Source organism: Natronococcus sp. JC468 (genome assembly GCF_012163165.1).
In the GTDB taxonomy this organism is placed as follows: domain Archaea; phylum Halobacteriota; class Halobacteria; order Halobacteriales; family Natrialbaceae; genus Natronococcus; species Natronococcus jeotgali.
This window is the reverse complement of sequence record NZ_JAAVUO010000003.1, coordinates 192,697-206,086: the sequence shown is the minus strand read 5'-3', so window position 1 is coordinate 206,086 and position 13,390 is coordinate 192,697. Positions and strand designations below refer to the sequence as shown.

The following is a 13,390-nucleotide window of genomic DNA, read 5'->3' as shown; positions in this document are numbered from 1 at the left end:
GGGTCCACGTTCGGATCGACCACGATCGCGGACCGATCGGGCGTCACCGAACTACCAAGGCTCACATCAGATCCCATCTGTACGGCGGACCGCAGGGGTAGGATCCTCATTTCCTTCGGACGTACTCGTAAGCCCCGAGGAGTACTTAACCCCTTCGAAGGCGAGTCGTCCGATCCGACGAGACGCCTTGCGCCTCGCCGATCACATTACATCCGAATCCCCGTTCGTACTTAAGGCCGTCGGATCGGTTCGCGCCGGAAAGTGGCATCCGACGGAACGATCGTCTGTCCAACAGTACAAGCCCTCTGCGTATAAGGGTCTCCGACACCAGTTGGCGTCGAATCGGGGGTAGAATGTCGTGTCTACCTCCGTGCCGGAGAACGGCCGGAGGGGACGCGGGTGTGCCGCGTCGTTCGTATTAGTGACGAGTGCCCGGTGAATACATAAGACCGTCGAACGAAACGCTCGCTGGGAAGGACTCACAATCGCGTAATATGAGGTGGGTCGCGAAGACGCCGAGTCGCTATGCCGAGTCGAATCCATCCTCGTCGTTCGAGTGCCGTATCGATGTCTCGTCGGGGATCTCGGATCGTATATCAGGAACTCGACACTGATCGTCGCGTCCCCGACGCGACGGACGTCGACGACCTTCCCCGATCGCGGGCGTACGCGAGGACAATCCTCGGCGAGGAACCCGACGACATCGAGGGCCGTGTTCGACGCGGTGGTCACCAACCGACTCGCATCGGCTGATCCCTGGCGGATCACTTCGACGGCTGGCGTCGTCTTCCTCCTCCTTGTCGGAAGCGGGGCCGCCGCGAAACCGATATCGTCATTATTAAACAAAGTCATATGTTACCATGAACCAGGTAGAGCGGTTCGAGGAGGTCGACGCGCCTCCCGAGACGGTGTGGAACGTGCTTCTGGAACTCGAGGACGAACTCCGACGGACGGCTCTCTCCCGGTCACTCGAGGCGGTTCCGGTCGTCGGCGATCGTCTCGGGGCCGATCGGGTACCGACCGGGATCGGACGCGCGGTGTTCGAGCCGGAGGTCCGCATCGCCGAGGAGAACCGACGGCTCGTTCGCCTCGAGCGGATCGGCGTTCCGTACGCTCTCGACAGCTACCACGAGTTTCACCTCGAGCCGATCGACGGGGGGAGACGGACGCGGCTCCTCCAGCGCGAGACCGCGAGGGGCGCGCTCGTCCCCGTGCTGTTCGACGAGCGGCGGCTCGGACGGGAGTTCGAGGATCGCAACCGGCTGATCAGGGAGCGATCCGAGCCGCGAACGCGAGCCTAACCCCGGCTTACCGAGGGAGCTCGGACAGCCCCGCGAGCGACTCGATCTCGTAGGTCGGCGCCGTCGGCAGCTCGTACTCCCGGCGGTGGTCCCGACGAACGAACGCCGCGTCGATCCCGACGGCGTCGGCCGCGGCGATATCGACGCGGCTGTCGCCGACGTAGATCGGATTTTCGGCGCCGAGTTCGTCGATCGCCTGCTTCAGGTAGTACGGTTCGGGCTTCTTGCGCTCGATTCCGTCAAGGGTCGGCTCACGCCCGTACCAGACGTCGAAGGGGGCCAGCGAGCAGTGCTCGAGGACGTTCTCGATCGTCTCGTGTTGGTTGTTGCTGACGATCGCCGTCGGCGCGCCGAGCGTCTCGAGGGCCACAACGTCGTCGTAGGCTCGCTTGCGACCGGACGCCAGCTCCTCGCGCTGGGCCTCGATCGCCGCGCGCTCGCGGGCCTCCCAGAGGGTCGCGGGCTCGAGGCCGTGGTCGCTCGCAACGGCGCGCAGCGAGTCGACAGTCGGAGAGAGCATCGTCTCGACGGTCTCGGTCGTCGGTTCCGCGACGCCGACCGCTGCGAACGCCTCACGGATCGCGTCCGTCAGGACCGATCGATCGGTCGGGCGCGTAAGCACGCCGTCGTTGTCGAAGACGAATGCGTCGTAGGTCATTCCGTTCGCGGCAGTAACGGTCGCAGGGGTTTCTCGATTTCGCCCGGTTTCGACGTTCCGCTCCGCAAGTTGAAGTCCGAACGCGCGGCCAGAGCGCCCGATGGGAACCGACCTGCGACGGACGGCGGCGACGATGCGGGAGCGACCGCGGAGGACCGACGATGGGACATAGGGCCCTGGTCGCCTACGAGCGGCCGGATCGCCTCTACGACCTGCGCCACAGCCACTGGGGCGGTGCGGAGCTCGAGCTGGTCGATCGGCTCGGCGAGCGAACGCCACTCGCCGGCGGTGCCGTCGACCCCGAGGTGGTGGCGGATTCGGTTAGCCGCGAGCGGATCCTCACCGACTTCCTGGACCCCCGCCGGTACGAGGCGCTCTACCTCGTCGAGGTCGACGGCGGGGTCGACCCCTATCGGGTCGCCTGGCTCGGGTGGGACGGGGACGACGATCGACCCGCGGACCGGGGCGCGATCGTCGGCGTGGCGCCGGGCGAAAACGATCGGGAGTTCCGGATCTGGTTTCGTGCGACGAAGACGGTTCTCGGCGACCTGATCGAATCGGGACGGCTCGGGCGACGCGAGGCGCGACCGTACCTCGAGAAACGCGTTCGGTCGGAGTACGACGCCGTCCGCTACGCGTACTGCGAGAAGTAACGTTCCGGGTCCGGTGACCGGTTCGGTAGTCGGGAGTGCTCGGCGGGCGAACGGGGCCGTATATACGGGTCGCGTCCCAGGTACCGACAATGGCACGAGTCGATCGACTCCGGGTGTACCCGATCAAGGGACTCGACGGGATCGAACTCGAGCGGGCCGAACTCGTCGCGGGCGGGACGCTCGCCCGCGACAGGGAGTTCAGGCTCGTCGACGCGGACGGCGCCGTCGTCAACGGAAAGCGGACCGCGCGGGTCCACGATCTCGAGACCGGCTTCGACCCCGAGACCGGCGAGTTTACGGCCGAATCCGCCGACAGCGACCGACGGCGGTTCGACCTGGAGGACGACCCCGAGCGGGCGGCCGACTGGTTCGGCGAGGTCTTCGACCTCGAAGTAACCCTCGAGCGCGACCCGTCGCTGGGGTTCGTCGATCGCCGCGAGATGGGCCCGTCGGTGATCAGCACGGCTACCCTCGAGACCGTCGCCGACTGGTTCGACGGGCTGACCGTCGAGAGCGTCCGCCGACGGATGCGGGCGAACGTCGAGGTCGCCGGCGTCGAGCCGTTCTGGGAGGATCGGTTCGTCGGCGCGGACGCGCCCTCGTTTCTCGCGGGCGACGTCCGGTTCGACGGCGTCACGCCCTGCGGGCGCTGCGTGGTTCCCCAGCGTGACCCCGACACGGGCGAGCCGACCCCGGAGTTCCGAGAGCGGTTCGTCGAGCGGCGCCGCGAGACGTTCCCCGAGTGGGCCGACGAGGACGCCTTCGACCACTACTACACGCTGATGCTCATCGCGGCCGTCCCCGAGCGCCACCGCGAACGGACGCTCCGGACGGGCGATTCGGTCGAGGTCGTCGGCGAGTAACCGACCGAAAGGAACTGGAACGCGTCAGGACTCGGCTTCGGTTTCGGTCTCGAGGGCGTACTCCCAGTCCCTGTAGCCACCCGCCATGCTCGCGACGGCGTCGCTGTCGACGTCCTCGAAGCTACCGATGAGCCTGGCGGCCTGGACGGAGCTCTGACCGATCGGGCAGGCGACGACCACGTCGTCGCCCCAGTCGTACTCGTCGATTTCCGCGGCCAGTCTGGACATCGGGATGTTGATCGCGCCGGGGATGTGGCCCCGCTCGTACTCCGGTTCCGGACGGATGTCGACGATCTGGACGTCCTCGTTCTCGAGCTTTTCCTTGACGTCTTCCGGGGAGATCTCGGATACCATTGGTGGGATACAGAGCGCGGTGCTGTGTCGACGCGGCCTGCTCACGTACTCCCGTTTGGGGTAGCGGCCCGGTAACACCTTTCGGTCGATTTCGAGGGTGAACCGATTCGCCGGCAGTTCCAAGTACCCGACCGAGGGAGTGGTTCGTATGCCGGAACTGACCTCGCTCTCGGACCTCGAGGACGTCCCACACGCCGAGGTGTTCGACGAACGGGCCCCCCGAACCGTCCGACTGCAACTCGAAGCCGACGAGCGGATCCCCGAGCACCACCACCCCGACTCTCGGATCGTCTTCCACCTGGTGTCGGGCGTCCTCGAGCTCGAGCTGGACGGCGACGGCTACGAGCTCGAGGCGGGCGACCTCGTCCGGTTCGACGGTGACCGAGAGGTATCGCCACACGCCCTCGAGGAGAGCACCGCGGTGATCGTCTTCGCGCCGAAGTCGGAGTCGTAGACCGCTCCGCTCCGCGCTGTCGTGCGGTTCGAAAGAGTATCCACGATCGTGCACAACGAATTCGTGTATCGGGGCGACGGACAGCACAAACACGGGGGTTTTTGTCCGTTCGGGACGCTACGGTCGACCATGACTGATGGGCGGGGCGAGACTCCCCGGCGAACAGGAATGACCGAAAAGTGCGGCGTCGTCGGCGTCGCACTCGACGGTCGCGACGCGGCTCGACCGTTGTACTACGCGCTCTACGCGCTCCAGCACCGCGGCCAGGAGTCCGCGGGGATCGTCACCCACGACGGCTTCCAGCAACACAGCCACGTCGACAGGGGGCTGGTCGGCGACGTCTTCGCCGAGGGCGATCTCGAGGGGCTGGCCGGCTCGGCGGGGATCGGCCACGTCCGGTACCCGACGGCCGGCTCGCTCGACACCTCCTGTGCGCAGCCGTTCTCGGTCTCGTTCAAGAGCGGCTCGCTGGGTCTCTCGCACAACGGCAACCTCGTCAACGCCGACGAGATCCGCGACGAACTGGCCGCCCTCGGCCACGCTTTCACCAGCGACGGCGACACCGAGGTCATCGCCCACGACCTCGCGCGGAACCTGCTCGAGGAGGACCTCGTCCGCGCGGTCAAGCGCACGATGGGACGGATCCACGGCTCCTATGCCCTGACGATCAGCCACGACGACACGGTACTCGGCGTGCGCGACCCCCGGGGGAACCGCCCGCTCTGTATCGGGAAGCTCGATGACGGCTACATCCTCGCCTCCGAGTCGGCCGCGATCGACACCCTGGACGGGGAGCTGGTCCGGGACGTCCGTCCCGGCGAGCTGGTCGTTCTGGAGGAAAACGGCGGTGGATTCGACTCCTACCAGCTGGTCGAGGAAGACGACACTGCCCACTGCTTCTTCGAGCACGTCTACTTCGCGCGCCCGGACAGCGTCATCGACGACACGCTCGTCTACGAGGCGCGCCGCGAACTGGGGCGCAAGCTCTGGGACGAAAGCGGCGTCGAGACCGACGTCGTCATGCCCGTTCCCGACTCCGGACGGGCGTTCGCCTCCGGCTACGCCGAGGCCGCGGGAGAGACGACTCCCGACGGGGAGCCCCGACCCGAGGACGACAACGGCGTCGAGTTCGCCGAGGGGCTGATGAAGAACCGCTACGTCGGTCGTACGTTCATCATGCCGACCCAGGACGAGCGCGAGCGCGCTGTGCGCCTGAAGCTCAACCCGATCAAGTCCACGATCGAGGGCAAGACCGTCACCGTCATCGACGACTCGATCGTCCGCGGGACGACCTCCACCCAGCTCGTCCAGCTGCTCAAAGACTGCGGCGCCGAGGAGGTCCACGTCCGCATCGGCGCGCCCGAGATCGTCGCCCCCTGTTACATGGGGATCGACATGGCCACCCGCGAGGAGCTGATCGCCGCCGACAAGGACACCACGGAGATCCGCGAGGCCATCGAAGCCGACAGCCTCGCCTACCTCTCGACCGACGCCGTCGCCGACGTGCTCGAGACCGACCGGTCGGACCTCTGTCTGGGCTGCGTGACGGGAGAGTACCCCTACGACATCGAGGGCGAGGAGACCGACCGCGAGGTCTCCCGTCCGGACGTCGGGGGACAGACGCTGCGCGCCGACGACTGATCGTTACGGGTTCCGGGCACAGGCCGGCACGGCGTTCGCTCGGCGGCGTCCTACTCGCCGAAGTCGACCGCCGCGTCGTCCGCGTCGACGGCACTTCGAGGTCGACCCCGTCACCAGTGGTGAATCGGTATCGGCTGGGCTCGAGCCTTCGAGAACCGGGGAGTACGCGGGTCGAGGGTGCTCGAGGCGTCTACCCGCCGATGATCGAACCGCCGTTTACGTGCAGCGTCTGCCCGCTCATGTACGAGGAGTCCTCTGACGCGAGGTAGACGTACGCCGGACCGAGCTCGCTCGGCTGGCCCGGACGGCCCATCGGCACGTCCTGTCCGAACTCCGCGACCAGTTCGGGATCGTACTGGCCGATCGTCGCGGGGATCAGCGGCGTCCAGATCGGTCCGGGCGCGACCTGATTGACGCGGATCCCCTCGGGAGCGAGCTGCTGGGACAGCGAGCGCGTGAAGGCGACGATCGCCCCCTTCGTCGTCGAGTAGTCGACGAGCGTGTCGTTCCCCTTGAACGCGTTGATCGAGGTCGTGTTGACGATCGTATCGCCGTCCTCGAGGTGGGGCAGGGCCGCCTTGGTCAGGTAGAAGTAGCCGTGAATGTTCGTCGCGAACGTCTCCACCCACTGCTCGTCGGAGATGTCGGTCAGATCGGTCTTGACGACCTGAGTCGCCGCGTTGTTGACGACCACGTTCAGGTCGCCGAACTCGTCGACGACCGCCTCGACGGCCGCCCGACAGAACGCGCTGTCGCGGACGTCGCCGTCCAGCGTCAGGCTCTCCTGCCCTTCGTCCTCGACCATCTCCGCGGTCGTCTCGGCGTCCTCGTCCTCGTCGTAGTACAGGACGGCGACGTCGGCTCCCTCCCGCGCGAAGTGGACCGCGGCCGCCCGACCGATCCCGCTGTCGCCGCCGGTGACGATGGCGACCTTCCCCTCGAGCTTGGCGCTGCCCGCGTAGTCGTCGCGGATGAACTCGGCCGGCGGCTCCATCTCGGTCTCGAGGCCGGGGCGTCGGTCCTGCTCCTGTGAGTCGATCGCTGCGGCCGTCTCGCGCGGTTGCTCGCGTGTCATGATCCACTCTACCCGCGGCCGACCGTTGGGCGTGTCCGTTGCGAGTGACGGCAGGCGCGGCTCTCGAGTCCTCGTCCCCGTCCGAGCGAGAGCCGTCGATCGGGTCAGTACGCGACGTGTAACAGCCCGTAGACGACGATCCCCAGCGAGAACGAGATCAGCCACAGGGTGGCGGCGATCCGGCCGAACCGGGCGTGGCTCGTTCGCGGGAGTTCCGCGATCGGGTACGCGAGCGCCTGCAACAGCGCGTAGTACAACACCGGAATGCACACGATCGCGAGCAGGATATGGATCGCGAGCGTCGGCAGGTAGACGAACTGGTAGACCGTCTCGGGACCCGGGAACTCCTGGGGTCCGCCCGTCGCGACCAGCCGGTAGAGATACAGCGTCAGGAACGTCGCGAACAGCCCGAACGAGGTCACCATTGCGACCCGGTGGCGATCGACCCGGCCGCGACGGATCGCCCGCCAGCCGACCGCGATCGTCGCGATCGCCGTCGCGCTGATCGCGACGTTGAGGTGGGGGATCGACTCGAGGAACCACTCGGGCGCGTTGGGCACCGCGGACTGTGGAACCCGCCCGCCCGCGGCAGCGAACACGATCGCCAGCGAGACGACGCTCAGCGCGACCGTCAGCGGGCGAACCCGCTCTCGAGGAACGTACTCCATGTCCGTGGGTTCGGCTGGGCGAAGAAAGCGGTTGTTGTCTCGCGGTGTGACTCGAGCGACGAGTGCCGTCGCTCTCGAGTGTAGCGTTCGTCAGAAGTTATGCGTGGGTGATGTCCGCGAAGGGAGATCACCTGCATCGTGTTTCGCGGCAGAGCCGCGCGTGCGATGCGTGGGACCGGATTTGAACCGGCGGACCCCTACGGGACAGCGCCCTCAACGCTGCGCCGTTGGCCTAGCTTGGCTACCCACGCTCGCGTTCTCTTTCTGCACTCAATCGTATCCAGCGTGATTATAAAAGCCCTTTCCTTTGGGTCGGCCCCTGGGGGGCGATCACACGAAACCGCCGGAGGCAGACGACCTCGGCGCGGCGGCGAGGCCCCGGGACCGGACCGACGATCCGGGGTCGTTCGCGGGCGAGAAACCGCTCGAGGACGGCGACGCCTGGAAAAGTTAAAACGTGGCAGAACCCAACGTTCGGTATGGCGAAGTACTCGACCGGTTCGTCCTCCGGCGGCGGCGGGACGAGCTGTGAGCTCTGCGGGACCGAAAGCGACTCGCTGCGACGCGCGCAGGTCGCCGGGGCCGAACTCGAGGTCTGTCCGGAGTGTGCGCCCCACGACGACGCGCAAAAACGCGGCGGGGACCGCGGCGGCTCTCGCTCGGGAGGGCGCCGGACTGACGAACCCAGCCGGAAGCAGAAGGCGGCCCAGAACGTCGCGAAGGCCAACCCGGTCTGGGACGGCGACTCCGAGCACTGGGAGGAGGAGGGGACGAACTACGACGACGATCCGTTACCTTACCTCGTCTCCGAGTACGGCTCGGCGGTCGTCGAGGCTCGCCGGGAAGCGGGCTACCAGCGCGAGGAGTTAGCCGACGAGCTCGGGGTCCCCGAGGCCGACCTGCTGGCCGTCGAACAGGGGCGTGCGACCCAGGCCGGCATCGGCGGCGGCCTGATCGCGGCCCTCGAGGACCGCCTCGAGATCACCCTCGCGGAGTAGTCGGCGACCTCCGAACCCCATCCTCCCGCACTGTCCCATCCCGATAGCGCGCACGTCGGAACGACTCGTGGGGTCGCGACCGAGTGCGGGCGGCGACTTACTCGTCGTTCAGTAAAGATAATACACTCGAGGAACGACCGTCGAGACGATCCTTCGGTTTCCGCCCTGGGCGGTGGGAAACGAAATGATCGGACACCTATACGGGATTTTATGCCAAATAACTCAATTTTATCTATTCCCAGATATCAATAGATATAATAGGATCTGTTCAGACGGGTGCGATTGTAACACACATATGGCAATCGCTAACCCACTGATAGTGTTCGTTATCGGACTTGTTTCGGTTATTGCGCTTCTCGTCTGGCTGAAACTTCCCGCCATCATCGGGCTAATCCTCGCCTCGCTGGTCGTCGGCGCGGCGACCGCCGCGGTACCGCTCGCGGAGGTTCCCGCCGAGATCGCCAGCGGATTCGGCGACACGATGGTCGGGGTCGGGATACCGATCCTGATGGCCGCGGTTATCGGAAAGGCGATGATGGAAAGCGGCGCCGCGGAGCGGATCGTTCGCTCCTTCCAGTCGACGACCGGCGAGGACAGGTCGTACCTCGCGCTGTGGGGCAGCAGCAGCGCGCTGTCGATCCCCGTTTTCTTCGACAACGTCTTCTTCCTGCTGGCTCCTCTGGCTCGTTCGACGCGGGCGCGAACCGGGCGCGACTACGCGCTGTTTATTTCCGTCATCGGCGCCGGCGCGGCGACGACCCACGTGTTCGTTCCGCCGACGCCCGGCCCGCTCGCAGTGGCGTCGGAACTCGGCGAGGCGGTCGATCTCGGCGCGATGATGCTCGGCGGGGTCCTCGTCGCCGTCCCGACGGCGGCGGTTTCGGGCATCCTCTACGGAAAGTGGATCAACGCCCGCCTGGACGACATCCCGCTGCGAGAGACCATGGGATCGACCCCCGAGGAGGTCCGCGAGCGCGCCGAGCGGTCGATCAGCGAGCTTCCCGGCCTGTTCGAGGCGTCGCTTCCGATCCTCCTCGCGGTGGCGCTCGTCGGAGCGAGCACGACCAACGACTTCCTACTCGATCTCGCCGGGAGCGGCGTCGCACCGTTCGCCGGGGCCGAGGGGACCCTCGAGGCGGCCTCACCGGTCACCAGCTTCCTCGGCGATCCGAACCTCGCCCTGACCGCGGCCGCCATGGCCGCCGCGATCACCTACCTGCGCGTTCGCGCGATCGACCGGGAGGTCTGGACCGACGAGCTCACGGAGTCGCTCAAAAGCGGCGCCCACATCGCCGCGATCACCTCGGCGGGCGGGGCGTTCGGCGGGTTGCTCGCGGCGTCGGGGATCGGCGAGTACATCACGGATCTGGTCTCCGTCGGCGCGGGCGGCGTCACCGTCCTCGTCTCGGCGTGGCTCGTCGCCGCCGCGATCCGCATCGCGCAGGGGTCGGCGACGGTCGCGATGATCACCACCGCCGGGATCATGGCGCCTCAGGTCCCCGAGCTCGCGGTACACCCGGTCTACCTCGCGCTCATCATCGGCGCGGGCGGGAACATCTGCTCGTGGTACAACGACAGCGGGTTCTGGCTGATCAAGGAGATCGGCGGCCTCACCCAGATGGAGACCGTCAAGATCTGGACCGCGCTCACGACGATCATCTCGGTGACGGCGTTCGTCATCATCGTCGTCACCGCGTCGATCGTCCCGCTGTCCTGATCGAGGCGAACGTTTTCTACCGTTTCGGTTACTTCCGTTCGATCGCTCGTTCCTGGGAACCCGCTTCGAGCGCCGTCGCCGTCGCGAGCCGGATCGCGTGGGGCCACCCCAGCGGCGTCGCGCTGTCGGGGGTTCCGTCGTCGAAGAACTGTTCCGGCAGGGAGTCGCCGTCGCCCCGGAGCGGCCCGCCAGGTTCGACCAGCTCGAGCAGCGCCCGGGCGCGGGCGTCGAACGTCGGCGCCGCGTCGTGGCCCGCGTCGGCGAGCAGCTCCCGCAACTCGAGCGCGGCGTGGGCGCCCCAGGCGGTCGTTACCGTCCAGATCTTCGGCGCCTCCTGATCGCCGCGTCGCCACGGGTCGTCCTCGAACCGGGCGAGCCCCTCGATCGGTCCCTCGGGGTCGCGGTAGAGGCCCTCGATCGTCACCTCGAGGTGGGAGACGAGCCGCTCGAGGCGCCCGTCGTCGACGCCGTCGACCGCGGCGTACTCCCGGTGGGCGGTGGCGAGTGCGAGCGTGCTCCCGTCGAGGCGGTCGTCGAGCTCGCCCTCCTCGAGCCGGAGCGCGTACCGGTCCCGGTCGGAAACCCACAGCGCGTCGAGTCCCTCGAACACCGCTCGGGCGCTCTCGCGCGCCCGCGATGTGACATCGTCCTCGAGGGGCGCCCGGGCGATCGCGGCGTAGGCCTCGAGGAAGGTCGCGGCCGTGTGGGTGAACCGGCCCGTCATGTTCTCCCAGGCGTTCTGGACCCGTTCGGGAAGGCCGTCGTCCTCGAGGGAGTCGTCCAGCCCCTCGAGTGCCGCACGGACGGTCTCGCGGACGCGCTCGTCGTCGCCGTCGATCACCCGGAGGTAGGTCGCGAGGTAGGCCGCGACGCTGGCGGTCTGGTCGGCCTGGTAGTCGACCGAGTCGCCCTCCTCGAGCCGGCCGTGGGCCCAGCCGGGCGCGAGGCGCCCGTCGTCGGGCCAGACCCGGTGGGGCCAGGTGCCGTCCTCGAGCTGGGTCTCGGCGTAGAAGCGGGCGCTGGCGGCGTGCCACTCGTCGAGCCCGAGTCCCGTTCGACGGTCGGCCTCCAGCAGGAAGCCGGCGATCTCGGCGTCGTCGCGGAACCAGGTGTAGCCGTACCCGCCGGAGTGGCGGTAAAAGGGGTCGAACTCGGGGCCGGCGATCCGGGCCCCCGACGGCGCCCGCAGCAAGGAGAGTGCGCGCAGATCGGCGAAGCCGTCCTCGACGCCGGGCGTCTCCGCTGGCAGTCGGTCCCGGGCCTGCCGTCGCCCGGCCTCGAGCAGCGCCTCGCGATCGGAGAACTCGGCGACGTCTCGACGCGCGCGCTCGAGGGCGTCTCCGCGATCCCCGGCCGAGAGCACCGTTGCGATCGTCGCGGTCGGTTTGGCCCCCGAGAACTCGACGTCGGCGACGACGATCGGGCTCATGCGGTCCTCCTCGTAGCGGTCGTCGCCTCCGTCCCGGGGGAACGGTGTGGGCTCGTCCGCGAGCACTTCCTCGAAGCGTACTGGCGGGTGGCCCCGCGTCGAGAGCGCGCTCGAGGCCGCGAGAACGTCCCGCTCGCGGCGGTGGTGGACCTCGACGGCGTCGCCGTGTCGGAGCTGGCCGATCCTGCTGTCCCGCCCGTCGGGAGCGAACTCGACGCAGGCGCGGAGCCGTGCGTCGGCCGCGGTCGGCTCCTCGAGGACGAACCCCGTGAGGTGGGTCCGGCCGAGGGTCAGATCGTACTGGCGGCAGGCGTAGCCGTCTCCCTCGTGGCGGGTCTCGACGATCGCGGTGTCGTCTACGTACGACTGGGCGGCGTCGTCGAACCAGGCGACCTCGCCGTCGAGGACGATCCCGAACCGGGAGCGCTCGATCCCCGAGAGTCCCGAGAGCGGGGCGGAGTAGTCCCGGATCGAGCCGTCCGGGGCGACGTGGACGAGACGGTCGTCGAGTCCGGAGAACAGCCCCGCGGTCGAACGGCGCTCGCCGGGAAAGCGGCGGGGATCGTCCCGGGAGCGTTTGACGTCGTCGAGGGCGTCGTGCAGGTGCATCGGCTCCGTCGTACTCGGCCTCGAGGGTAAACCCTGTTGAAGGACGCCGTTCCGTCGATCGCCGAGCGCGTCCCCTCCGGCGGGCGACGCGCTCGAGGGGCGGCCTCGGCAACTTTCTTGACCGGGGGCGGCGAACCCGGACGTGATGAAGGCTCATTCGCGATCGAGTGAACGTTCGACCCGGATTCAGCCGTCGACCGCTCGAGGGACCGCCGACGGGGGACGCCGATGAGTTCGCCGGCCGCCGTCAAGGAACGAATCGTCGAGAGCGGCGCGCTCGCCGTCCTTCGTGGGGTCGACGAGGACGACGTCGTCCCGGTCGCCCGCGCGATGTCGGAGGCCGGCGTCGGAGCGCTCGAGGTGACCGCGGACGGAACCCGCACGTACGAGAAGATCGCGGCGATCGACCGCGAGCTCTCGGGGACGGACACCGTCGTCGGCGCGGGCACGGTCCTCGACGCCGCGAGCGCCCAGTCGGTGATCGACGCGGGCGCCGAGTTCGTCGTCTCGCCCCACGTCGACCCCGAGGTCGTGACGGTCTGTAACCGCCACGGCGCCCTGTCGGCGCCGGGCGTCATGACGCCGACCGAGGCAGTCACCGCGATCGACGCCGGCGCGGACGTGCTCAAGATGTTCCCCGCCTCGACGGTCGGGCCGGGCCACATCGGCGCGCTGCAGGGACCGCTGGGCGACGTCGACGTGATCCCCACCGGGGGCGTCGACCGGGACAACCTCGCCGACTACCTCGAAGCCGGCGCGGTCGCCGTCGGCGCGGGCAGCGCCATCGTCGACTACGAGGCGATCGCCGAGGGCGACATGGACCGAGTGCGAGAGACCGCAGCCGCGTTCGTCGAAGCCGTCGAGGACGCGCGCTCGGAGTAGCCCCGAGCGCCGACGCTCCGGACCCCGCCTTTCGATCGTCGCCGGACCGACCAGCCGCGGCGCCCGTCCCCGCGGTAACTCTCGTCCG

14 protein-coding genes and 1 tRNA gene are annotated in these 13,390 nt (G+C 68.2%); 9 read left to right on the top strand and 6 right to left on the bottom strand.

All coding sequences use genetic code 11. The features are described from left to right. The first annotated feature begins 860 nt into the window (after positions 1–860). Positions 861–1,301 (top strand): polyketide cyclase/dehydrase, encoded by a 441-nt coding sequence (locus tag GWG54_RS03590; RefSeq protein WP_167936468.1) that lies wholly within the window; start codon positions 861–863, stop codon positions 1,299–1,301. A gap of 7 nt (positions 1,302–1,308) precedes the next feature. Here the strand turns inward: GWG54_RS03590 and GWG54_RS03585 are convergent, their stop codons facing one another. Then, the gene (locus GWG54_RS03585; protein ID WP_167936467.1) at positions 1,309–1,959 is read right to left on the bottom strand and encodes an HAD family hydrolase; all 651 of its coding nucleotides are present in this window, start codon (positions 1,957–1,959) and stop codon (positions 1,309–1,311) included. A 161-nt stretch (positions 1,960–2,120) separates the two neighbouring features. On the opposite strand from GWG54_RS03585, the gene GWG54_RS03580 reads away from it, so the two are divergent. Then, positions 2,121–2,612: a DUF6735 family protein gene (locus GWG54_RS03580; RefSeq protein ID WP_167936466.1), complete on the top strand. Its 492-nt coding sequence runs from the start codon at positions 2,121–2,123 to the stop codon at positions 2,610–2,612. Between the two features lie 89 nt (positions 2,613–2,701). Further along, entirely contained in the window at positions 2,702–3,475 is a 774-nt protein-coding gene (locus tag GWG54_RS03575; RefSeq protein WP_167936465.1) for an MOSC domain-containing protein, read from the top strand. 24 nt (positions 3,476–3,499) lie between these two features. Here GWG54_RS03575 and GWG54_RS03570 read toward each other — a convergent pair whose 3' ends face one another. Continuing rightward, complete coding sequence (locus GWG54_RS03570) at positions 3,500–3,829, bottom strand: rhodanese-like domain-containing protein (protein WP_167936464.1); 330 nt, start codon at positions 3,827–3,829, stop codon at positions 3,500–3,502. A gap of 148 nt (positions 3,830–3,977) precedes the next feature. Between GWG54_RS03570 and GWG54_RS03565 the strand changes: the two genes are divergently transcribed. Both GWG54_RS03565 and purF read left to right on the top strand, forming a co-directional pair. Then, positions 3,978–4,283, top strand: a complete 306-nt coding sequence (locus GWG54_RS03565) for a cupin domain-containing protein (RefSeq protein ID WP_167936463.1) — start codon at positions 3,978–3,980, stop codon at positions 4,281–4,283. 168 nt (positions 4,284–4,451) lie between these two features. Next, the gene (gene purF / locus GWG54_RS03560) at positions 4,452–5,924 is read left to right on the top strand and encodes an amidophosphoribosyltransferase (RefSeq protein ID WP_167936475.1); all 1,473 of its coding nucleotides are present in this window, start codon (positions 4,452–4,454) and stop codon (positions 5,922–5,924) included. A gap of 190 nt (positions 5,925–6,114) precedes the next feature. Here the strand turns inward: purF and GWG54_RS03555 are convergent, their stop codons facing one another. The 3 genes from GWG54_RS03555 to GWG54_RS03545 form a co-directional block, all read right to left on the bottom strand. Further along, the gene (locus tag GWG54_RS03555; RefSeq protein ID WP_167936462.1) at positions 6,115–6,999 is read right to left on the bottom strand and encodes an SDR family oxidoreductase; all 885 of its coding nucleotides are present in this window, start codon (positions 6,997–6,999) and stop codon (positions 6,115–6,117) included. A gap of 104 nt (positions 7,000–7,103) precedes the next feature. Further along, complete coding sequence (locus tag GWG54_RS03550; RefSeq protein WP_167936461.1) at positions 7,104–7,667, bottom strand: DUF420 domain-containing protein; 564 nt, start codon at positions 7,665–7,667, stop codon at positions 7,104–7,106. A gap of 166 nt (positions 7,668–7,833) precedes the next feature. After that, positions 7,834–7,918, bottom strand: a tRNA-Leu gene (locus GWG54_RS03545). Positions 7,919–7,974: 56 nt separating this feature from the next. Between GWG54_RS03545 and GWG54_RS03540 the strand changes: the two genes are divergently transcribed. From GWG54_RS03540 to GWG54_RS03530, 3 genes are all read left to right on the top strand, one after another. Then, positions 7,975–8,121, top strand: coding sequence for a hypothetical protein (locus tag GWG54_RS03540; protein WP_167936460.1), 147 nt, complete (start codon positions 7,975–7,977; stop codon positions 8,119–8,121). A 25-nt stretch (positions 8,122–8,146) separates the two neighbouring features. Then, the gene (locus tag GWG54_RS03535; protein ID WP_167936459.1) at positions 8,147–8,665 is read left to right on the top strand and encodes a multiprotein-bridging factor 1 family protein; all 519 of its coding nucleotides are present in this window, start codon (positions 8,147–8,149) and stop codon (positions 8,663–8,665) included. 295 nt (positions 8,666–8,960) lie between these two features. Next, positions 8,961–10,382, top strand: coding sequence for a GntP family permease (locus GWG54_RS03530; RefSeq protein ID WP_167936458.1), 1,422 nt, complete (start codon positions 8,961–8,963; stop codon positions 10,380–10,382). Between the two features lie 28 nt (positions 10,383–10,410). Here the strand turns inward: GWG54_RS03530 and GWG54_RS03525 are convergent, their stop codons facing one another. Then, on the bottom strand, positions 10,411–12,420 hold the full coding sequence (locus GWG54_RS03525) for a glucan 1,4-alpha-glucosidase (RefSeq protein WP_167936457.1): 2,010 nt from the start codon (positions 12,418–12,420) through the stop codon (positions 10,411–10,413). A 228-nt stretch (positions 12,421–12,648) separates the two neighbouring features. Between GWG54_RS03525 and GWG54_RS03520 the strand changes: the two genes are divergently transcribed. Further along, positions 12,649–13,302: a bifunctional 4-hydroxy-2-oxoglutarate aldolase/2-dehydro-3-deoxy-phosphogluconate aldolase gene (locus tag GWG54_RS03520; RefSeq protein WP_167936456.1), complete on the top strand. Its 654-nt coding sequence runs from the start codon at positions 12,649–12,651 to the stop codon at positions 13,300–13,302. Positions 13,303–13,390 lie beyond the last annotated feature (88 nt).

What these genes read in the sequence shown, in the direction of transcription:
- GWG54_RS03590 (WP_167936468.1), top strand. Translation starts at nt 861, where the DNA reads ATGAACCAGGTAGAGCGGTTCGAGGAGGTCGACGCGCCTCCCGAGACG.
- GWG54_RS03585 (WP_167936467.1), bottom strand. Translation starts at nt 1,959, where the DNA reads ATGACCTACGACGCATTCGTCTTCGACAACGACGGCGTGCTTACGCGC.
- GWG54_RS03580 (WP_167936466.1), top strand. Translation starts at nt 2,121, where the DNA reads ATGGGACATAGGGCCCTGGTCGCCTACGAGCGGCCGGATCGCCTCTAC.
- GWG54_RS03575 (WP_167936465.1), top strand. Translation starts at nt 2,702, where the DNA reads ATGGCACGAGTCGATCGACTCCGGGTGTACCCGATCAAGGGACTCGAC.
- GWG54_RS03570 (WP_167936464.1), bottom strand. Translation starts at nt 3,829, where the DNA reads ATGGTATCCGAGATCTCCCCGGAAGACGTCAAGGAAAAGCTCGAGAAC.
- GWG54_RS03565 (WP_167936463.1), top strand. Translation starts at nt 3,978, where the DNA reads ATGCCGGAACTGACCTCGCTCTCGGACCTCGAGGACGTCCCACACGCC.
- purF (WP_167936475.1), top strand. Translation starts at nt 4,452, where the DNA reads ATGACCGAAAAGTGCGGCGTCGTCGGCGTCGCACTCGACGGTCGCGAC.
- GWG54_RS03555 (WP_167936462.1), bottom strand. Translation starts at nt 6,999, where the DNA reads ATGACACGCGAGCAACCGCGCGAGACGGCCGCAGCGATCGACTCACAG.
- GWG54_RS03550 (WP_167936461.1), bottom strand. Translation starts at nt 7,667, where the DNA reads ATGGAGTACGTTCCTCGAGAGCGGGTTCGCCCGCTGACGGTCGCGCTG.
- GWG54_RS03535 (WP_167936459.1), top strand. Translation starts at nt 8,147, where the DNA reads ATGGCGAAGTACTCGACCGGTTCGTCCTCCGGCGGCGGCGGGACGAGC.
- GWG54_RS03530 (WP_167936458.1), top strand. Translation starts at nt 8,961, where the DNA reads ATGGCAATCGCTAACCCACTGATAGTGTTCGTTATCGGACTTGTTTCG.
- GWG54_RS03525 (WP_167936457.1), bottom strand. Translation starts at nt 12,420, where the DNA reads ATGCACCTGCACGACGCCCTCGACGACGTCAAACGCTCCCGGGACGAT.
- GWG54_RS03520 (WP_167936456.1), top strand. Translation starts at nt 12,649, where the DNA reads ATGAGTTCGCCGGCCGCCGTCAAGGAACGAATCGTCGAGAGCGGCGCG.